15 protein-coding genes are annotated in these 20,023 nt (G+C 69.5%); 6 read left to right on the top strand and 9 right to left on the bottom strand.

The window, feature by feature from the left end:
- Positions 1–298 precede the first annotated feature (298 nt).
- Entirely contained in the window at positions 299–673 is a 375-nt protein-coding gene (locus AB3X07_RS18705; protein ID WP_369940237.1) for a VOC family protein, read from the top strand.
- Between the two features lie 468 nt (positions 674–1,141).
- The gene (locus tag AB3X07_RS18700) at positions 1,142–2,104 is read left to right on the top strand and encodes a Nudix family hydrolase (protein ID WP_369940236.1); all 963 of its coding nucleotides are present in this window, start codon (positions 1,142–1,144) and stop codon (positions 2,102–2,104) included.
- Positions 2,105–2,316: 212 nt separating this feature from the next.
- Here the strand turns inward: AB3X07_RS18700 and AB3X07_RS18695 are convergent, their stop codons facing one another.
- The 3 genes from AB3X07_RS18695 to AB3X07_RS18685 form a co-directional block, all read right to left on the bottom strand.
- A complete protein-coding gene (locus tag AB3X07_RS18695) occupies positions 2,317–2,937 on the bottom strand; it encodes a DUF4124 domain-containing protein (RefSeq protein WP_369940234.1) in 621 nt (206 codons plus the stop codon).
- Between the two features lie 501 nt (positions 2,938–3,438).
- Positions 3,439–4,263, bottom strand: coding sequence for a methylenetetrahydrofolate reductase [NAD(P)H] (gene metF, locus AB3X07_RS18690; RefSeq protein ID WP_369940232.1), 825 nt, complete (start codon positions 4,261–4,263; stop codon positions 3,439–3,441).
- A 382-nt stretch (positions 4,264–4,645) separates the two neighbouring features.
- Entirely contained in the window at positions 4,646–6,019 is a 1,374-nt protein-coding gene (locus AB3X07_RS18685; RefSeq protein ID WP_369944807.1) for an alpha-amylase family protein, read from the bottom strand.
- A gap of 432 nt (positions 6,020–6,451) precedes the next feature.
- On the opposite strand from AB3X07_RS18685, the gene AB3X07_RS18680 reads away from it, so the two are divergent.
- Together AB3X07_RS18680 and AB3X07_RS18675 are read left to right on the top strand one after the other, a co-directional pair.
- Entirely contained in the window at positions 6,452–7,390 is a 939-nt protein-coding gene (locus AB3X07_RS18680) for a M14 family metallopeptidase (RefSeq protein ID WP_369940231.1), read from the top strand.
- Between the two features lie 443 nt (positions 7,391–7,833).
- Positions 7,834–8,391, top strand: a complete 558-nt coding sequence (locus AB3X07_RS18675) for a DUF3228 family protein (RefSeq protein ID WP_369940230.1) — start codon at positions 7,834–7,836, stop codon at positions 8,389–8,391.
- Positions 8,392–8,546: 155 nt separating this feature from the next.
- Here AB3X07_RS18675 and AB3X07_RS18670 read toward each other — a convergent pair whose 3' ends face one another.
- The 5 genes from AB3X07_RS18670 to AB3X07_RS18650 are packed head-to-tail and all read right to left on the bottom strand — an operon-like array spanning position 8,547 to position 14,937.
- Positions 8,547–9,494, bottom strand: coding sequence for an N-acetylglucosamine kinase (locus tag AB3X07_RS18670; protein WP_369940229.1), 948 nt, complete (start codon positions 9,492–9,494; stop codon positions 8,547–8,549).
- The gene (locus AB3X07_RS18665; RefSeq protein ID WP_369940228.1) at positions 9,491–10,651 is read right to left on the bottom strand and encodes an SIS domain-containing protein; all 1,161 of its coding nucleotides are present in this window, start codon (positions 10,649–10,651) and stop codon (positions 9,491–9,493) included. The genes AB3X07_RS18670 and AB3X07_RS18665 overlap by 4 nt, the downstream gene beginning before the upstream one ends.
- A complete protein-coding gene (locus tag AB3X07_RS18660) occupies positions 10,638–11,927 on the bottom strand; it encodes a D-tagatose-bisphosphate aldolase, class II, non-catalytic subunit (RefSeq protein WP_369940227.1) in 1,290 nt (429 codons plus the stop codon). The genes AB3X07_RS18665 and AB3X07_RS18660 overlap by 14 nt, the downstream gene beginning before the upstream one ends.
- A gap of 11 nt (positions 11,928–11,938) precedes the next feature.
- A complete protein-coding gene (locus AB3X07_RS18655) occupies positions 11,939–12,856 on the bottom strand; it encodes an EamA family transporter (RefSeq protein WP_369940225.1) in 918 nt (305 codons plus the stop codon).
- Positions 12,853–14,937, bottom strand: coding sequence for a glycoside hydrolase family 36 protein (locus AB3X07_RS18650; RefSeq protein WP_369940224.1), 2,085 nt, complete (start codon positions 14,935–14,937; stop codon positions 12,853–12,855). Before AB3X07_RS18650 ends, AB3X07_RS18655 begins: the two co-directional genes overlap by 4 nt.
- Positions 14,938–15,071: 134 nt before the next feature.
- Here AB3X07_RS18650 and AB3X07_RS18645 point away from each other — a divergent pair, with 134 nt between their 5' ends.
- Positions 15,072–16,196, top strand: coding sequence for an amidohydrolase family protein (locus tag AB3X07_RS18645; RefSeq protein ID WP_369940223.1), 1,125 nt, complete (start codon positions 15,072–15,074; stop codon positions 16,194–16,196).
- Positions 16,197–16,203: 7 nt separating this feature from the next.
- Here the strand turns inward: AB3X07_RS18645 and AB3X07_RS18640 are convergent, their stop codons facing one another.
- Positions 16,204–16,983 (bottom strand): DeoR/GlpR family DNA-binding transcription regulator, encoded by a 780-nt coding sequence (locus AB3X07_RS18640; protein WP_369940221.1) that lies wholly within the window; start codon positions 16,981–16,983, stop codon positions 16,204–16,206.
- A gap of 147 nt (positions 16,984–17,130) precedes the next feature.
- Between AB3X07_RS18640 and AB3X07_RS18635 the strand changes: the two genes are divergently transcribed.
- Entirely contained in the window at positions 17,131–19,968 is a 2,838-nt protein-coding gene (locus tag AB3X07_RS18635; RefSeq protein WP_369940220.1) for a TonB-dependent receptor, read from the top strand.
- Positions 19,969–20,023 lie beyond the last annotated feature (55 nt).

Here is a 20,023-nt window from a genome sequence, read left to right as displayed (position 1 = left end):
GCGCATTCGCGCACCAGCCCCACGTTTGGCTCCGCAAAACGTGGGCCCCGGCTCATCAACCCCCAAATCCCCGCGCCTGTCGGCGCGCCCCCTTTACTAAAGGAGGTGTGGCTCCAGACAGGGGGCGGTGATCGATAGACAGGGGGCGGTGATCGATTAAAGCCTTGTATCTGCTGCCCCGCCCTGTGCGGGGCGTTTTGTTTTCCGGAAAGGTCCGGATGCGGTGCTTGCCGGCGTGGTGCGTCGGGTGTTCTGCGAGTAGGGTGTCTGGTATCGCCATTGCCGATGGGTGCATGCCGTGGAGCTTTCCGCCAGTCTTGAGTTGAAGGTGTTCGTGCCGGCGCGCGACTTTGCGCTGTCCGTGGATTTCTATCGCGAGGTGGGCTTCGTGCCGGAGCCGCTTGGCGACGGATTGACCTGTTTTCGCCATGGCGAGCGCTGCGCGTTCCTGTTGCAGGATTCCTACGCGCAGGAGCTGGCACATAACCTGATGCTGCACCTGTGGGTGGAGGATGCCGATGCATGGTGGCGGCGGCTGCAGGCGGCCGATCTGGCCGGCCGCTACGGCGCGCGGCTCGGCGAGCCGGAGGATCGGCAGTGGGGCATGCGCGACTTCACCCTGCACGACCCGGGCGGGGTGCTGTGGCGGATCGGGCACGATTTGCTTGGGTGAGGGAGGCATCGGCGTTCACTGTCGTAGTGCCATCTGCCGCTGCGCTTGTGTTGTGCCTGACTCTGACGCTGATCGCGCCTGGCTGGCGCGGGATGTCCGCATCGGCCGATCCGAGCGGGCTGCGGCTTCAGGGCACTTCTCAATAGCCCGCTTCGCCACAATCAAGTCAGATGCGGTTTGCCCTGTAGGAGCGGCTTTAGCCGCGACGAGGCGTTCCCGGGACAGCCCGTCGCGGCTAAAGCCGCTCCTACAAGGACATTTCCCGAAGGTGTTAGATGTGCCGCTCAATCGCCACTGTGCGTGCGGCTGAGTGGCTGCTGTCAGGAGCGGCTGTAGCGATGGCCGCCGCGTTTCCGCCCGGCTTGGCGCCGCTCGCATTCACTCGGTTCGCCGCCGTTGCGCGCCGCTCGGCGGCGATGTGACTCTGGCTGATTGCGCTGGCACCGCCGGAGACGGCAAGCTTGCGCCATGTCCGAACCGCTCAGATCCATCCACGTCGTCGCCGGGGTCATCACCGATGCCCGCGGCCGCATTCTGTTGGCCCGGCGCACCGAGGGGCGCGATCTGGCCGGGCTGTGGGAATTCCCGGGCGGCAAGCGCGAGCCGGGCGAGACCTCGGAGCAGGCGCTGGTGCGCGAGCTGCAGGAGGAACTTGGCATCGAGGCGACGGTCGGCGCGCAGCTGATGGAGGTGCCGCAGCGTTACCCGGACAAGCGGCTGCGCCTGGAAATGCGCCAGGTGCTGGCGTGGAAGGGCACCGCGCGCGGCCGCGAGGGTCAGGCGCTGACCTGGGTGGCGCCGGACAAGCTGGAGCGTTACGCGATGCCGCCGGCCGACCAGCCGGTGGTGGCGATGCTGCGGCAACCCGATCGCTACCTGGTGACGCCGGAGCCGACTGCGCCCGAGCGCTGGCTGGCGGCGCTGGAGCGGGCGCTGCACGGTGGAGTGCGCCGCGTGCAGTTGCGCGCGCGCAGCCTGTCGGCGGCGCAATGGCGGCCGCTGGCGCAGGCCGCCGCGGCGCTGTGCGTGGCGCGCGGCGTGCAGGTGCTGGTCAATCGCGACGTGAGCCTGGCGCAGGAACTTGGCGTCGGCGTGCACCTGGGGGCGGAGCAGTTGCCGCAGTTCGACGCGCGCCCGTTGCCGCCGGGGGTGTGCATCGGTGCGTCATGCCACAGCGTGGAGGAATTGCAGGCGGCGCAGCGGCTCGGTTGCGACTTCGCGGTGGTCGGTCCGCTGGCGGCCACCGCCAGCCATCCGGGCGCGGTGGGCATGGGCTGGGACGCCTTCGAACGCCTGCGCGAGAACGTAGCGCTGCCGCTGTATCCGATCGGCGGCCTGCTGCCGTCGCAGGTCGCCGAAGCGCGCCGCCACGGCGGTCAGGGCATCGCCGCGATCCGTGGGCTGTGGCCCGAGGACGTGGGCGCTGTCTAGCGGGCTGTGTGGTGGCGTGGGCCACCACCGTGGATCGGGCAGCATCGAAGCGGATCTTGATTGCAGGCGCGCGCATCGTGTGCCGCTGACATGCGGCGAGCGGTCGCTGGCCATCCGCCGGATTTTCGGACGTTTGGAGATGATCCGGGTTGCACCGACTTCATGGGGCGGTCGCGACGATGGCGGGCCTCGGACCGTCTGTTTGCCGTGCGCTAGAAGCTGATCCAGAAGCAGTTGTATTGCCGGCGCAGACTCAGCACGGTCGAGGTCGGCGTCGCGCTGCCGCCGAGGGTCTGCTCCAGTCGCAGCCCGGTCGCGCGCGCACGTGGTGGCGCGTCGCTAGCGCCGGGGTCGGCTGGCGTCCGTGCAGGCGCTGTGTCGGACGTGCCTGGGTGGGTCTGGGCCAGTGCATCGGGCATGGGCGGTGGCCAGGCCGCCGGCTCCGGGACGACCGGCACGATCGCGACCAGCGGCCGCTGGGTGATGGCGTCGAGGCGGTCGAGGATGCGCCGGGCCGCCTCGTCCGAGACGCCGTTCCACCAGTACAGCGTGGACAGGCGATTGACGTCGCGTGCGTCCACCGCGCCGCGGATCTGCTGCGCCAGTTCGCTGAGACGACGCACGCACTGCGGCCGGTACAGGCCGCTCGCGCCCTCGCTGCCGGCGCTGGGCGCGGCGCGCGGCGGCAGCCGATCGATCGCGCCGAGGTCCTCGCAACGGCGGTCGCTGAACACGGTGGAGCCGTCGGCGCCGGTGCACCGGTTGATCTTCTGCGCGGCTGCGGGCGCGGCACACAGGCACAGCAGCAGGAGGATCGACGGCGGTATCTGCATGGCGTCAGCCTAGTCGCAGGGACCTTGGCTGGGAAGCATTCGGAATGCTCGGTGGGCGGCCTCGCGCGGCTGGGTTGCAGGATGGGGGAGCTTCGGCGTTTTCGCCGGACCGGGTGAAGGCAGGGGCTTGTCGCGATCGGAATCGCTGCGCAGGGGGCGAAGTGAGGTGGCAGAATCTTGTGGGGGGCGCCTGGTGCTGATCCGCGCCTGGCGGTGATGGCTTCCCACTTCGTTCGTCGCGGCTGAAGCCGCTCCTACAGTGGAGCGGCGAGATGGGCGGCCATGTGCTGTGAGCGAGCGGCTTGCACCAGACCGATGTCCGGCAGTGACGATGCCCTGCTTCGCTTGTCGCGGCTGAAGCCGCTCCTACAGGAAAGCGGGGCGATGTACGAACTCCGGTGGGAGGGACTTCTCTGTCCCGACCCATTGGGCGATCAGGCGTTTGCCTGTGCGTCGGCTACCGTTGCCGCCCCATTGCGTGCGCAACGGGTGCCACGATGCTCACGCCAGGCGCGACAGCACGCTGACCGTGGGCTTGGCCAGGTTGAGCGTGTAGAAGTGCAGCGACGGCGCGCCGCCGGCCAGCAGGCGCTCGCACAGGGCCGCGACCAGGTCGGCGCCGAATTCGCGGATCGCGTCGGCATCGTCGCCCAGGGCCTGCATGTGCTTGCCGATCCAGCGCGGAATCTCCGCGCCGCACTGTTCGGAGAACCGCCGCAGCTGGCTGAAGTTGGAGATCGGCATGATCCCCGGCACGATCGGGATCTGCACGCCGAGCTTGCGCACCGCATCGACGAAATGGAAATACGCGTCGGCGTTGTAGAAGTACTGGGTGATCGCGCCGTCGGCGCCGGCGTCGACCTTGGCCTTGAAGTGGCGCAGGTCGCTCAGCGCGTCGCTGGCCTGCGGGTGCGTCTCCGGATAGGCGCCGACCTCCAGATGGAAGGCGTCGCCATGCTCGGCACGGATGAAGGCGATCAGGTCGGCGGCGTAGCGCAGGTCGCCGGGATGGCCCATGCCCGAGGGCAGGTCGCCGCGCAGCGCGACCAGGCGCCTGCAGCCGATCGCGCGATACAGCTTGAGCAGTTCGCGGATCTCCTCGCGGCTGCCGCCGACGCACGACAGGTGTGGCGCCGCCTCGAAGCCGTGCTGCTGCTTGAGGTGGCGCACGGTCTCGGAGGTGTAGCTCAGGGTCGAGCCGCCGGCGCCGAAGGTGCACGAGACGTAGTCCGGCGCGTAGGCCGCCAGGCGTGCGGCGGTGCGGTCCAGTTGCGCGCGCTGTTCGTCGGTCTTGGGCGGGTAGAACTCGAAGCTGATGGCGGTCATGGGCGGTGCGCGTCAGATAGTGGGTGGAGTATATCTCTCCATCCGGATGGATGTGCAATCAGCGCTTGCCCTGTCGGCGCATAGTTGTGTTGCGAGTCGACCATGCCGGGGCAGTGCTTTCTCGGTGGCCACTCCCGCAGTGGCTTGAGCGTTGCAGGCGCAACAGCGCCTGCAACGCTCATCGGTCGCGGGTTGCGGGTTGTCAGTGGCAGCCCCTACCGCTCTTCATTCCGGGAATGCGCCGGCATCGCCGGGCACTGCCGGGCACTGCCGGGCATTGCCGGGCATTGCCGGGCATTGCCGGGCAGCGTCGCGCGCCGCCTCACGCTTTCGACGAGAGGGCGATCCTCCCGTTGGCTCGCGCGGCGCACGCGTGCCGGCATCAACGCTTCCACATCCGCGCCTGTCGCGGCGGCAGGGTGAAGGTGTAGCTGCCGCTGGAAATGCGGACCACGTTGCCGGAACCGAGCGCGTCCGTGTAGTCCACGTTCCAGCGCAGGACGCTGCCGTTCATCGCCACCGTGGCGGTGACGGCGTTGCCGCACTTGTTGATGCCGACGATGCCGAGGTCGCCGCGGCGGAACAGCACGTAGCAGGCGCCATGCGACAGCACCTGCATCTCGCTGCCTTGCGCGGCGTTGTGGAAGCCGATCATGCGCTTGAGGTCGTCGCGCTGGTACGCGTTCACCCAGCGGTTGTCGCCGCTTTCGTTGTTGTCCGAGTACACCATCGGCACGCCGCCGTCGCGGCCGAGCAGGTAGGCGTAGGCCAGGGTTTCGTCGACTGGGTCCAGGATCGCGTAGCGGAAGCCGGCGTTGTTCGGAATGTCGTGGGTCACCGCGAAGGTCACCGCGCGGCTGCCCGGCAATGCCTGGCCGTAGGCGCCCGGATCGACCAGGCCGTCCATGCTGCCGCCGAACGCGAAGGCGTTGCGGATGCTGTTGAACAGTGGGAAGTCGTAGGCGGCATGCGGCGTGGCCTGCAGGTACGGGGCCAGGAACTGGTCGTAGTCGGCGCTGCCGGCGCCGCCGCTGGTGATGACCTCGCCGAACACGTGCACGCCGGAGCGGATGCCGGCGTCCAGCACGCGATTGAGGTGGTCGAAGGTCATGTGCTTGGCGGCGTCGATGCGGAAACCGGTGACGCCGAGCGTCTTCAAGGCCTGCAGATAGTTGCGCTCCTGCTGCACCACCCAGTCGTTGCCGACCAGATCGGGCAGGCCAGGATCGCTACCGCCGCCGCAGATGCGGTAGGTACGCACCTGGTAGGCGTCGCTGTAGTCGGTGATGCACTGCGCCGGGCCGAAATCGCCGGCGCCGAGCACGTTCACCGAGAGGTCGCCGAACAGCCGCAGCGCGGCGTAGCGCGACGGGTCGGCGGCGTACTGCGCCAACACCGCGCTGCCCGGGTAGTTGAGATCCGGGCGTGTTGCCGCTTCGTTGGCCATGTGGTTGAGCACGACGTCGGCATAGGTTTCCACGCCGACGTCGGCCAGCGCGTGCACCATGCTGGCGAAGTCCTCGGTGTCGCCCAGCGGGTTGTCGATCACGCGCATGTCCTGCGGTTGATAGCGCGCCCACCACGCGCTGCCTTGCGAGCGGTAGGCGGGCGCCACCAGCACCTTGCGGTAGCCGGCCGCGGCGATCTGCGCCGCGCGCGCTTCCACGGTCGCGTAGGGCCAGTTGAAGGCATGCAGGATGACGTCGGCCTGGGCACTGGCGGTGGTCAGCGCCAGCAGCAGGCCGACCAGGAACATGCGCCAGCGGGGCAGGCGCAGCGGGACGATCGGAGCGGCGGTCGTGTCGCGCATCACAGGTCTCCTCATGGAATGTGCGCAGGCGAACGCGCCTGCGGGGCGGCACCGTCTCGCCTGGCCGCGAGGGCGGCGCAGGCGATGCGGCGAGCGGCGATGCTAAGCGCGCATCGCGGCGCAACATGCGTGCGCCACATACGTATTCATTGCAGTGCCGTGCGAAAGCGGGATCGGTATCCGGTTCTGGTGACGGTGCCCGTTGCCCATCGGCCTACCGGCGCGCCGTGATCGCACGCGGACCGCCGCGCCGCGGCAACGGTGACATCGCCTGGGCGCGGGGTGCCGGTCCCGCGTGCCGCCGGCCGCGCGCGCGCCACGTGCTTCCGGTGCGCGGTGCTAAAGTCATTGGCTTCATTGCAGATGCGGAGCCGCACGATGACACCCGACGCCTTCTATCCGATCGGCACGCCCGGCACGCCCTGGGGCGCGGCGGAAAAGGCCGCCTGGCTGGCCCGGCAGCGGCGCCAGCGCAGCTATCAGGAGGACGTGGAGGCCGTGGTCGAACGCCTGCGCGGACACTGCGACGTGGTGGACTATGGCGTGCTGCGCTATGCGCCGGACGCATACCGGCTGCTGGCGCTGCGCAGCCGCGACTGGCATGACGCGTTGCCGTGCATGCTGGTGACCGGAGGCGTGCACGGCTACGAGACCAGTGGCGTGCACGGCGCGTTGCAGTTCGCCGAGCAGCACATGGACGCCTATGCGGGCCGCGCCAATGTGCTGGTCGCGCCGTGCGTGAGTCCGTGGGCCTACGAGCGGATCCACCGCTGGAACGCGGAGGCGATCGATCCCAACCGCTCGTTTCGAGAGAACAGCCCGGCGCAGGAGTCGGCCGCGCTGTGGCGGCTGGTCGCGCCGCTGCGTGGGCGGATCGCGATGCATATCGACCTGCACGAAACCACCGACAGCGACGAATCGGAGTTCCGCCCGGCGCTGGCCGCACGCGACGGCGCGATCTACGAACCCGATGGCATTCCGGATGGGTTCTATCTGGTCGGCGACAGCGAGAATCCGCAGCCGGCGTTCCAGCAGGCGGTGATCGCGGCGGTGGCGCAGGTCACGCATATCGCGCCGGCCGATGCCGACGGCAACATCATCGGCGCGCCGCTGGTGGCGCCTGGCGTGATCAACTACCCGGTGAAACAGCTCGGCTTGTGCGCGGGTATCAGCGGCGCGCGCTATGTCACCACCACCGAGGTGTATCCGGACAGCGCCACCGCCACGCCTGCGCAATGCAATGCGGCGCAGGTGGCGGCGGTGCGCGCGGCGATCGACTATGCGTTGGCGCATCCAGCGCAGTCGCGTCGCGACTGAAGGGCACCTCCAACAACCTGCTTTCGCCACAATCAAGTCAGATGCAGTTTGCCCTGTAGGAGTGGCTTTAGCCGCGACAGGCTTTACCCGGAACGCCTCGTCGCGGCTAAAGCCGCTCCTACAGGGCACTTTCCGAGGCTATTGGAGGTGCCCTGAAGTCGCTCCCACAGAAGGGCCTGCCATAGACGCCGCATGCGGCGGATGGAGCGCGTTTCCGTGTTTGCGATGGCGGGTGCCGCAACGCCACGCCGGCCGTTGGTGAGAGGGACTTCAACTTCGACGCTCTACCGGTAATGCGTCGGAGTCGACACCCCTCCTGCAGCAAGCGCTGGGATCGGCGCGTTGCGCAATACCCTGCCATCGCTGCGCGGCCATGGCCGCCCGCAGTGTCCAGCATCCGCCGGGCGCGTTACGCTTGCCCGCTTCCTGCGCCTGATTCCGCCATGTCCATCGTCCTCACCGCCTTCGCCCGCATCCGCCTGTTTCCGCGCGACCGTCGCCGCAACGCGATCCAGGACTGCACGCCCGAGCAGTTCGAACAGCATCTCAACGAAACCGCGCCGTTACAGGTGCTCGACGGCTACGCGCCATTCTGCAAGCTGCACGTGCATCGCAACTGGACCTCGACCCGCTGCCTGACCGTGCCGATCACCGAGGCCAATCGGCATCTGTTGCGCTCGGGCTACGAAGCGCGCAGCAGGCAGGAACTGCCGGTACTGGTGCGCTGGTTCGAGGGCGTCGAACCGCCGGTCGCCGCGTATCTGTTGCCGATCCTCTACAGTCGCGCGCAACTGGCGCAGGAAGGAACGCCGATCGAGGCCGACTGGGGCGTGGTCGGCTGTCTCTACACCGCCGAGCCGCAGGAGATCCCGATGGCGCCGATCACCATGCTGCGCAATGCGCTGGGCGTGGAGGAGGGCGGCTCTGGCGTGGCGCTGGACCGCGAGGCCTACCGGCGCAGTGTGGCGTTCTGGGAATGCAATGCGAATTGGCGGCCGTAGGTGGCCGCCCGCTGGCCCGACAGCAATACCCCGCGCCCGGTGGTCGCGCCACCTGTTGTCGCATCCTTCAACGGGAACGGGCACGCAGGCCCCATGTGCAGCGTTGCGACCGGCGTGCCCACGACAGCGGGCGCGACCGGGATGCGCAGCGCAGGTCAGTGCGCTGCCGCGGTGGCCAGTTGCCGTGCGTAGAGCGCGGCGCCGTAGTGCGGGGCGTGCAATGGCGCGCGCAGGTCGAAGCCGTGGTCGGCCGCCGCCAGCGCCTGCCGGAACGGATGCATCAGCAGCTCGCCCGCGCTGAACGCGCCACCGGAGTAGGACACCGGCACCGGCTCGCCGGCCTCGAATCCAAGCGCGACGCGCAACGCGGCGGCGATCGCCGCCAGCTCCTGGCCGGCGCGTTCGAAGATCGCCGCGGCCACCGCGTCGCCGGCCTGCGCGGCACGCGCGACCAGCGGCGACAGGGCGGCCAGGTCGCCGCGGCTGCCGACGCCTTCGCCATAGACGTGCGCGCAGAGGTCCAGGTCGTGCGCGCCCAACTGGAAATGGGCGCGCAGCAGCGCGTGCAGCGGACCGCGCGGCAGACGCCCGTCGCTCATCCGCGAGAACGCGTTCAGGCCTTGGATCGCGATCCAGTAGGCGGAGCCTTCGTCGGAGAACGCCTCGCCCCAGCCGCCGCAGCGCGCGGCGGCGGCGGCGCGGCGGCCGTAGCCCATCGAGCCGGTCCCGGCGATGATGTTGATGCCATCGGCGCAGGCCAGCGAGCCGGCCCAGCCGCACACCATGTCGTTGTCGCAGGCGTAGCGGTGGTGGCCGAGCACCTGCGCCGGAATGCCCTGCAGCGCGGCGGTGGCGCGGCTGTCCTCGCCGTAGGCGGGCAGGCCGAAGAAGGCCTGGGCGACGTCGGCCGGCGTGCGCCGCAACGGCGCGAGCAGTTGGCCGATGCCTGCGGCCAGGGTGGCGCGGACGCCGTCCAGGCCCACCTGCGGATGATAGGTGGTGCCCAGTTGCGCCTCGGCCAGCAGCGCGCCGCTGGCGTCGATCGCGGCGAAGCGGGTCTTGCTGCCGCCGCCGTCGACGCCGAGATAGAGCGCTGCGCTCATGCGTCCAGCGCGTACAGACGCACGCCCTGCACGACGCGGTTGACCATGCCGGACGGATTGGGATTGTCCGGCGTCACGCCCCGCGCGCGCGCGCTGAAGAAGGCGAACAGTTGCGCGGCGGCGATGTACGGCCACAGCAGGTCCGCGTCCGCGGCGGTACGCAGGCCGGGCACCGCCAGCGTGTCCGCGTCCAGGCCCAGGCGCGGTTGCGCGGTGATCTCGATCACCCGCGCCGCGCAGCCGTCGCGGCGCAGTTCGTCGAGCAGGTCGTGATCGTAGCGGCGGGTGTAGGGATCGTTGGACACGAACACCAGCACCAGGGTGCGCGCATTGACGAAGGTCTTGGGCCCGTGGCGGAAGCCCAGCGGCGAGTCGTAGCAGGTGGCCACCGCGCCGTTGGTGAGTTCGCCGAGCTTGAGCGTGGCTTCGCGCGCCAGGCCCTGCAGCAGGCCGCTGCCCAGGTATACGACACGCTCGAAACCGCCGTGCGCCAGCGTCTCCAGCAGCGGCCGCGCATGCAGCAGCACGGCATCCACGGCGCGCGCGATCGGCCCGATGCGGTCGTCCAGCGCGCCGGCCGGCAGCAGCGCGGCGAGCGTGGCGTACATCATGCAGCTGAAGCTGGAGGTCATCGCGAAGCTGACGTCGTGGGTTTCCGGCGGCAGCAGCAGGGTCATCGCCGCGGCCACCGGCGCCCGTGCCAGCGCGCCGTCGCGGTTGCAGGTCACCACCAGGTGGCGCACGTCGGCCACCAGCGCTTCGGCCAGTTCCACCGCGGCCAGGCTCTCGGGGCTGTTGCCGGAGCGGCCGAAGGACACCAGCAGCAGCGGCTGCGCCGGATCCAGGTACAGCTGCGGCGCGCAGACGATGTCGGTGGTGGGCACCGCGTCCACGCGCGCGGCCAGCGCGCGGTCCAGCAGCGGCGCCAGGCACTGGCCGATGTAGGCCGAGGTCCCGGCGCCGGTGAGGATCACCCGCGCCCGCGGATCGTCGGCGATCGGCGCGGCGAAGGCCTGCAGTTGCGCATGCAGCTCGGCCACCAGCGCGTGGGTGCGCTCGAGCAGGCGCGGTTGCTGCGCGATTTCGCGCGCGGTCCACAGGGCGCCGCTGGCGTGCAGGTCGGATTCGGCGATGCCGAGGGCATCAGGCGGGGTCATGGGCATGGCATGCATGGTGATAGTCGTCGAGTACGGCGCTGATGTGGGCCATGACCAGGGCCTGCGGATCGCGCGTGGCGGTCCCGGCGCGGATGGCGTGCAAGGCGTGGGGCAGGTATTGGCCGATGAGCGGCAGCGGCGGCGGATCGGCGCGCAGGTTGTTGAACAGGCGCATGCACGCCTGGTCGATCTGCGCATCCGGCCAGTAGTAGCGGATGCGGTCGCTGAGGCTGTATTGCAGGTCGATGGCGAGGGCGCGACCCTGGCCGTGGTAGTAGCGCTGCCAGTGACCAGGCGCGGCCTGCATGCGGCGCAGGGTGACCGCGCGCAGGTCGGCGCGTTGCGCGGCGTCGATCCATTCGCGCTCGATCGCGTCCAGCGCCCACAGCGCTTCGCGCAGGGCGAAGGTCAGGCCGGGGCCGACCTTGAGGATGGCGAAGTGGTCGCGCACCAGCGCGTCCAGTGCGGCACGCGTCTGGTAGTCGGTGGAGTGCGCTTCGAACACCATGCCCGGCACCGCGTCCAGCGCCTGGCTCAACGCGCGCGCCTTGCCGCTGTCGTAGTCGACGACCGCGTGGTGGTCGAACTCCACGCCCGGTTGCACCACCGAGGCGATGACCCGCTCCCAGGCGGCGTCCAGCCCGGCCTCGGCGAAGGCGCGGCGGTGCGCATCGATGGTGGCCAGCGCGGCTTGCGGCGTGGTCAGCGCCAGGCCCTCGATGCTTTCGGTGGCGCCGCCGGGGACCGGCACTTCGGTGCCGATCACGTACACCGGCGCTTCGCCGCCGGCCTGCGCCCAGGCGCTTTCGGCGGCGCGGCACAGGCGCACCGCGCGGCGCACGATCTCCGCTTCGGGCAGCGGCTCGGGATCGCCGTGGCAAGCCATCGAGCAATCCAGGTGGATCTTGCGGAAACCGGCGGCGACGTAGGTGGCCACCATCGCCTCGGCCTTGTCCATCGCCGCGTCCGCGTCCAGCGCGGTCCACGGGTTGGGGCCGAGATGATCGCCGCCCAGCGCCACGCGCGCGCGGGCGACGCCGACGCGGTCGGCGATGGCATGGACGAAGGCGACGAAGTCGGCCGGGCGCATGCCGGTGTAGCCGCCGTCCTGGTTGACCTGGTTGCAGGTCGCCTCGAACAGCACCAGCGCCTGGCCGCTGCGCTGCGCGTGGCGCAATCCGGCTTCGACGACGAGGGGATGGGCCGAGCAGATCGAGGTCACGCCGCGGGCGTGGCCTTGCCGATGCCGCGCGATCAGGTCGAGCAGAGCGTGCATGGAAAATCCAGTCAGGGGGAGGAGGGCGGTGGCGGCGCGCGCTCGGGTTCGAGCACCAGCAGCAGCGAGGCGATCAGCGCCAGCGCCAGGCCGACCGTCTTCAGCGGACCCGGCACGACGCTGGCGAACAGCAAGGCCAGCACCGCGGTGACCAGTGGCGCGCCGGCGTTGCTCAGCGGCGCGACCACGATCGCCTTGCCGTAGCGGAAGGCGTAGACCAGGGTCGCCGCGCCCACCGCGTTGAGCAACTGGATGGCGGCGGCCATCCACGGCCCGTCCAGCCCGGTGTTGATCGGTTGTCGCCAGTCGGTCATCGCCAGCGCCACCGGCGCCAGCAGCAGCGCGCCCAGCGCCATGTAGGCGAAGATGCTTTCCGCGCGCACGCTGTCGTTGGCCAGCTTCATGAAGAAGGCCTGCACGCCCCAGGCCAGCATGATCAGCAGCGATTGCAGGAACCAGCCCAGGCCGCCGCTGCCGCGGCCGAACGACAGGTCCAGCAGCGGCAGCGCCAGCAGCGCCAGCACAATGCCCAGCGTGCCCTGCCAGCCGGTGCGCTCGCGCAGCAGCAGGAACGACAGCGCGATGGTCACCACCGGCGACAGCGAGATGATCGGGAACACGAAGTAGGCCGGGCCGATGGTCAGCGTGTGGAACAGCAGCATCTGCCCGCCGGCGCCGAGCAGGCCGATGGTGAGGCCATAGCCGATCGCGCGCGGCGAGCGTTCCAGTCGCCAGCCGTTGCGCCACAGTACGTAGAGCGCGGGCGGCAGCATGGTCAGCGCCCACACGCAATACACCAGCGTGTCCGGGAAGCCGTGTGCGGCCGACAGGGGCGACAGCGCGCCCCACAGGCCCCACAGCAGCACCGTGGTCAGGGCGAAGACCAGCCACGGGCGGCGCTGCGCGGCGGACACCGGCGGCGCGCTCACGCCTGGCTCCCGGCCGGCGTCGCCTGCAGGAACAGGAAGCGCTCGAAGCGCGCCGGCAGTACCGCGTGCGCGGCATCGACCACGCCCAGGTCGCGCGCGTTGAACAGGTCGCGCAGCCGCCAGCGGCCGGGTGCCAGGCCGCGCAGTTCGATCCTGCCGTCCCACTGCGGCGCATAGAAGGTGTAGTACTGCGCGCCGTCCTTGCGCACCACATGCGCTTCGGGCTTGTCGAAACCGATGTCGTACAGCGTGCCCAGGTATTCGCCCTTGGGCAGCATGTGCGTGGTGTACAGCTCCACCCACTTGCGCCACAGCGCTTCGCGCTCGGGCGTCAGCACGAACCCGCCCGGCGGCAACGGCACCGACGGATGCTCGGTGTCCTTGGGCCAGGTGAACTTGCTGGAGATCACCGCGCCGATGCCGACGCTGGAGGCGAAATCGTCGTGGTTGTCCGACAGTTCCACGTGGTCGCCGGCGTAGCTGCTGCGCGCGCCGATCAACGCCTTGATCGACTTGCCCTTGCTGCGCACCTGCCACGAGGACAGCGGATCGGAGGAGGGGTACTGGTCGGTGGCCGGCAGGTTGTGGAACGCGAACGCGGTGCCGCATGGGCACAGCTCCACCACCGCCTGCGGATTGGCCTGGTGCGCGGCGCGGTAGATCGCGTCCCAGAACCTGGCCAGGCCCTCGACCGAATCGTTCGGGCTGGCGTGATGGTGCGCGGGGTTGTAGCAGGGGGCGACGGCGTTGAGGTGTTGGCCGTCGAGCTTGAGTCCCTCGAAGCCCCAGTCGCCGATGGCCTTTTTCACCAGCGCGACGTAGAAGTCGATGGTCGGCTGGTAGGCCGGGCACTGGGTCAGCGCGTTCCACCAGGTCACGGTCTGGAAGGCGCCCTCCTTGTCCAGCAGCAGCATGTCAACGTGATCGTGCAGCACGTCGCTGCCGGGATCGGCGGCCAGTGGCGCCAGCCACAGGCGCGGGCGCATGCCGTGCTTGCGCACCGCGGCGGTGAACGCGCGCATGTCGGCGTCGCCGCGCGGGAACTTGCGCGGATCGATCTTCCAGTCGCCTTCGTTGGTCTGCCAGCCGTCGTCCAGCACCGCCCACTCGAAGCCCAGCGCGCGCGCCTTGGACAAGGTGGCGAGGATCTGCGCGACGGTGAAGTCGCGCTCGTAGCCCCAGGCGCACCAGATCGGCGCGAACGCGGACTCCGGCGGAAGCGGACCCTCGATGCCTTCGGCGCGCATGAACTCCCGGTACTGCTGCAGCGGGGCGAAGAAATCGCCGCGATGCACGGCCAGCAGGGTGCGCTCGGTGACCAGTTCCTGGCCGGGCGCCAGCGTCGTCGCCTGCTGCGATTCGATGGCGATGGCGGCGCCGCCGGCGGTGCGCCGCACCGGCATGTCCAGCGGCCGCGGCACCGGTTCGACGTGGCCCACGGCCAGGCCGACGTCGCGGCGCCAGAGGTTGGCCACCGGCGTGCCGCCGCCGTAGTCGGAGGAGTCCATCGCCAGCGTGTTGCGTTGCGCGAAGCCGTCGCCCAGCGGCTGCACCCAGTCGCGGCGGTCGGTGTGGGTGGCGCCGGAGAAGCTCCAGAATCCGCCGTCGATCGGCGGCAGTTCGTGCGCGGCGTTGCGCCAGCCGGCCACCGCCAGCGCGGTGTCGCCCAGGTTGCGGTAGCGCACCTGCAGCAGGGCCAGGCCGGGCAGGGCGTCGAACATGCTCACCGCCACCTGCTTCTCGATCCCCGCCTTGGCCGCGCGGCCGCTGAACACGGTCTGGCGGCCGCGGCCATGGCGTGGGTCGTCCAGGGCGTGCGTGCGCTGCCCGCTCAGGGCGAAGTCGGCAAGCGCGCTGCCGTCGGCGAGCAGCAGCGCTTCGCTGGGCTGGTAGCCGGTCAGGCGCTTGCCGCGCGCCGACAGTTGCGTGTGCATGCGCCGATCGAAGGCGATGGACAGCACCGCATCGGCGATCGCCGGCGCACCATCGGCGGCCACCGCGGTGTCGGTGGCCGCGGCGCGCGCCCACGGCGCCACGCTCCAGGCGGCGGCGCCGGCCACGCTGCCGGCGACGTATTTCAAGAGACTGCGGCGTCCAATCGGGGGCATGGCAACAGGTCCGGTGGCGTTGCGGCATTCTGCGCACGGCGCCGGGATTGATGCAAGCGTTTTGTTTCGTTATGTTGCTACTTGTTTCGATAACGCCGAGGTGGGTGATGAAGGCTATTCTGTTCCGATTCGTGGTGCTGCTGGCCGTCATCCCCGCGGGCGTCGCGCCCGCACGCGCGCAGCCGGTCCCCGACGATGGCGCGGCCGACGCGCCTTATGCCATGGAGGATTTCGCGAAGGTCCGCAAGTACGACGCGCATGTCCACGCCAACAGTGCCGATCGCGCCTTCCTCGACCTGGCGCGCGCCGACAACTTCGAACTGCTGTCGATCAACGTCGACTACCCGGATTTCCCCAGCGTCGCCGCGCAGCATCGCGCCGCGCTGCGCCTGGCCAAGGCCGATCCGGCGCGCTTCCACTGGGCGACCACGTTCTCGATGCAGGGCTATGCCACGCCCGGCTGGGCCGCGCGCGTCGACGCCGGCCTCGACCAGGCGGTGCGCGAAGGCGCGCGCGCGGTGAAGGTGTGGAAGAACATCGGCATGGTGGAGAAGGATGCGCAGGGCCGGCTGATCATGCTCGACGATCCGGGCCTGGCGCCGGTGGCCGAGCACATCCGCGCGCTGGGCGTGCCGTTGATCGCGCACCAGGGCGAGCCCTACAACTGCTGGCTGCCGCTGCAGCAGATGACCACCAACAACGACCGCGAATACTTCGCCAAGCATCCGCAGTACCACATGTACCTGCATCCGGAGATGCCCTCGCACGCCACCCTGATGGCCGCGCGCGACCGCTTCGTCGCCGCGCATCCGCAGTTGCGCGTGGTCGGCGCGCACATGGCCAGCCTGGAGTACGACGTCGATCGCCTGGCCGAGTTCCTCGACCGCTTTCCCAACGCCACGGTCGACCTGGCCGCGCGCATGAGCCAGGTGCAGTACCAGTCCAATCGCGACTGGCGCAAGGTGCGCGCGTTCTTCATCCGCTACCAGGACAGGCTGCTCTACGGCACCGACCTGACCTACGCGCCGAACACCGACCCGGCGCAGTTCCGCGCCGAGGCGCACGGCGTCTGGCGATCCGACTGGCGCTACCTGGCCACCGATGAAACGCAGCGCATCGAGGTGCTGGAGGCCGACGTGCGCGGCCTCGCGTTGCCGCGCGCGGTGATCGACAAGATCTACTATCGCAATGCGGCGCGCGAGTTCGCCGCGCCCGCCACCGCGGCGCGGTGAGCCGGGCTCAGGCGCGCACCAGGTCCACGCCCAGCGCCTGGCAGGCGTGGACCACGTCCTCGGGCGCGCCGGTGTCGGTGATCAGCGCGTCCAGCTCGGACACCGGGATGATCCGGTGCAGGCAGATCTTGCCGAACTTGGAGCTGTCGGTGATGGCGATCACCGCGCGTGCCGCCTCCACCATCTTGCGGTTGAGCATCGCCTCGGGCTCGTAGTGGGTGGTGATGCCGCGTTCCAGGTCGAAGCCGTCCACGCCCAGGAACAGCAGGTCCACGTGCAGCGCGTCCAGCGCCTCGACGGTGAGTCCGCCGTAGAAGGCCATGTTCTTGCGCCGCAGTTCGCCGCCCAGCATCACCAGGTTGATGTGGGTCTTGGGGCTGAGCGCGGTGAGCACGCCGAAGTCGTTGGTGACCACGGTCATGTCGATGTCCGGCAGCGCCTCGGCCAACTGGATCGCGGTGGTGCCCGAATCGATGGCGATGGTATTGCCCGGCTGCACCAGCGCCGCCGCGCGCAGGCCGATGCGGCGCTTCTCCTCCAGGTGCACGGTGCGCTTGGCGTCGTAATGCGGCTCGACCGGCGCGGCGTTGACCGCGCTGCTGTCGATGCCGCCGCCGTAGGCGCGCGCCATCACCCCGCGTTCGGCGAGGTAGCGCAGGTCCTTGCGCACGGTCTGCAGGCTCACCCCGAACTGCTGCGCCAGCGCGGACACCTGCACGCTGCCGTGCTGGCGGACCAATTCGCTGATCTGGAGGCGGCGCTGGCTGGTGTCGCGGGTGACGGACATGGAGGCTCCTTGCAAACGGCCCAGAGTATGCGACAGTTCGTTACATTTCGCTATTGATACAAAACGAAACCTAATATAGGCTCGGTTTCGTTGCTTATCTGGCCCCCGCACCGCCGTCCTACGCTCGCCAGCCCCAGGAGACCGCCCGTGAATGCCGTTCGCCCGCATCGCCACAGCCTGTTCCACGCCATCGCCCTCGCCCTGTTGATGCCGGCCACCGCGTGGTCCCAGGAGGCCGTGCCGGTCTCGCCGCAGGCGCAGCCGGCGGGCACCGCCGAGGCCACCCAGAATCCGGTCGACCTGGAGGCGATCCAGGTCACCGGCGTGCGCGCCAGCCTGGCGCGCGCCACCGAACTCAAGCGTGATGCGGCGACGGTGCAGGACTCGATCAGCGCGCTGGAACTGGGCCGCTTCCCCGACGACAACGTGGCCGATTCGCTCAGCCACATCACCGGCGTGTCGATCAGCCGCACCGCCGGCGGCGAGGGGCAGAAGGTGAGCGTGCGCGGCCTGGGCCCGGAGTACACGCTCACCACCTTCAACGGTCGCCTCCTGGCCACCGACGGCGCCGGCCGCGACTTCGCCTACGACGTGCTGCCGGCGGACGTGATCAGCGGCGCCGACGTGGTCAAGGGCGCGCAGGCGGTGCTGAGCGAAGGCGCGATCGGCGGCCTGATCAACCTGCGCTCGGCCAGCCCGTTCGACCAGAAGGGCCAGCACGCGATCGTGCGCGCCGAAGGCGACCGCAACCAGATGTCCGAACTCAACGGGCGCAAGTTCTCGGCCGCCTACAGCAACACCTTCCTCGACGACACCGTCGGCGTGCTGCTGGGCGTGGTCTACGCCGCGCGCAAGGACCGCACCGACATCGCCGGCAACGACGGCGGCTGGACCCGCAATCCCGACCCGAACGATCCGAGCTGGAGCGGCAACGCCTGGGGCGGCAACATCGATCCCAACGGCAACGGCCAGCTGGATCCGGACGAGTACGGGCTGATCGCGCCGGGCCAGTTCCGGGTCGGCTCGACGCTGGAAGACAAGAAGCGCCGTGCCTTTTCCGGCAAGCTCGAGTGGCGGCCGAACGAGGACGTGCGCATCGTCGTCGACGGCCTCAAGACCCGCCTCGATTCGCCGCAGGTGTCCTACCAGCAGTCCTACTACCCGCTCTTCGCGCCGGGGCGCTGGTCGGACATCACCGTGCAGAACGGCATCGTCACCGGCCTGACCCTGGACAACCCGGATCCGGAGCTGCGGATGAACCCGGAACTGCTCAACCAGACCGAGCACCGGGTGGTGGACACCGACCTGTACGGCATCAACGGGCAATGGAAGGCCAGCGAGGACCTGACCCTGACCGGCGACCTGTACCGCTCCACCTCCAAGCGCTATTCCGGCGGGCAGGACACCTACGTGGTGCTGCGCATGAACCAGCCCAACACCACCCGCATCACCGTCGGCCGCAACGCCGTGCCCAACGTCGTCACCACCTTCGACGACGGCCGCGACCTGGCCAGCGGCCTGGCCAACGGGCAGTTCGGCGACAGCGACTTCAACACCCACTACATGGAACTGCGCGGCGACAACATCGCCGACGAGATCACCGGCGGCACCATCGGCGGCAAGCTGTACGTGGGCCAGTGGGGCGTGGACAACCTGCACTTCGGCGTGACCCGCACCGAGCGCAGCAAGCGCCGCGATCTGGTCAACAACACGCTCAACGGCGGCGCCGACTACTACTCCGGCGCCAACGCGATCAATGTCGGCGCGCTGGGCGGCGAGGTGCTGGACCACACCTTCGCCCTGACCCACTTCATGGACAAGGTCGGCTCGACCTTCCCGCGCACCTTCCTGGCCTTCGACGTGCCCAACTACCTGGCCCGCTTGCGCGCCTACAACGGCCAGCCGCGCCCGGACGGCGGGACCTACGACTACGCGCTGGCCGCGCCGCAATGGAATCCGCTGGAAAGCTACCGCGTGGAGGAGAAGACCAACGCCTTCTACGTGCAGGCCGACCTGTCCGGCGAGCGCTGGAACGCCGACGTCGGCGTGCGCCTGGTCAAGACCCGCACCCGCGCCCAGGCCTGGGACGCGAAGATCCTCAGCATCACCGAGAACGGTGCGTTCAACTACACCGCCGAGTACGCCGAACCGACGCCGATCGTGCAGGACGGCGATTACACCTTCGTGTTGCCGTCGGGCAACTTCACCTGGCGCTTCAGCGAGGATCTGCTGTTGCGCGTGGGCGCGGCCAAGACCATGGCACGGCCCTCGGTGGACAAGCTGGCGCCGACCAACACCACCGCCAGCGTGTCCTGGGGCGACTTCACCCAGGTCTACGGCGGCAACGTGAACCTGAAACCCTACAGCGCCAAGCAGGGCGACCTGTCGCTGGAGTGGTATTTCGCCGAACAGTCCATCGCCAACGTGGCGGTGTTCTACAAGCGCATCGAAAACCAGATCACCACCAGTTGGGAACCGGGCCAGGACATCGGCGTGCCTGGCCACCTGTTCAACGTGATGCGTCCGATCAACGGCGACTACGCCAAGGTCCGCGGCATCGAGGCCGGCCTGCAGCACTTCTGGGAGAACGGCCTGGGCTTCCGCGCGCAGTACACGCGCAACTGGTCGCGCAGTTGGGTCAACGGCGAGGAGCGGCCGCTGGAAGGCATCGCCCCGGCGGTGTACTCGCTGGGCCTGATGTACGAGAAGGGGCCGTGGTCGATCGGCGCCACCGCCGACCACACCGACGGCTTCGTCAGCGCGGTCAACGTGCTGGGCGCCGGCTACAACGAACAGGCCGACAAGATCACCTGGCTGACCGCGCACGTGTCCTACCAGGTCAACGACATGCTGAGCCTCAGCCTGGAAGGCCAGAACCTGCTGGACGACGAACAGACCTACAGCATCAACGGCAATCCGCTGCTGTCCCAGGGCTACTCGCGCTATGGCCGCGCGTTCACCCTGGGCGTGAGCCTGCGGTTCTGAAACAACCAGAGCTTAGCCCCTCTCCCATCGGGAGAGGGGTTGGGGTGAGGGTCCG

The organism is Xanthomonas sp. DAR 35659, assembly GCF_041242975.1.
In the GTDB taxonomy this organism is placed as follows: Bacteria; Pseudomonadota; Gammaproteobacteria; order Xanthomonadales; family Xanthomonadaceae; genus Xanthomonas_A; species Xanthomonas_A medicagonis.
The sequence above is the reverse complement of the archived record's forward strand: the minus strand, read 5'-3'. Positions and strand labels throughout refer to the sequence as shown.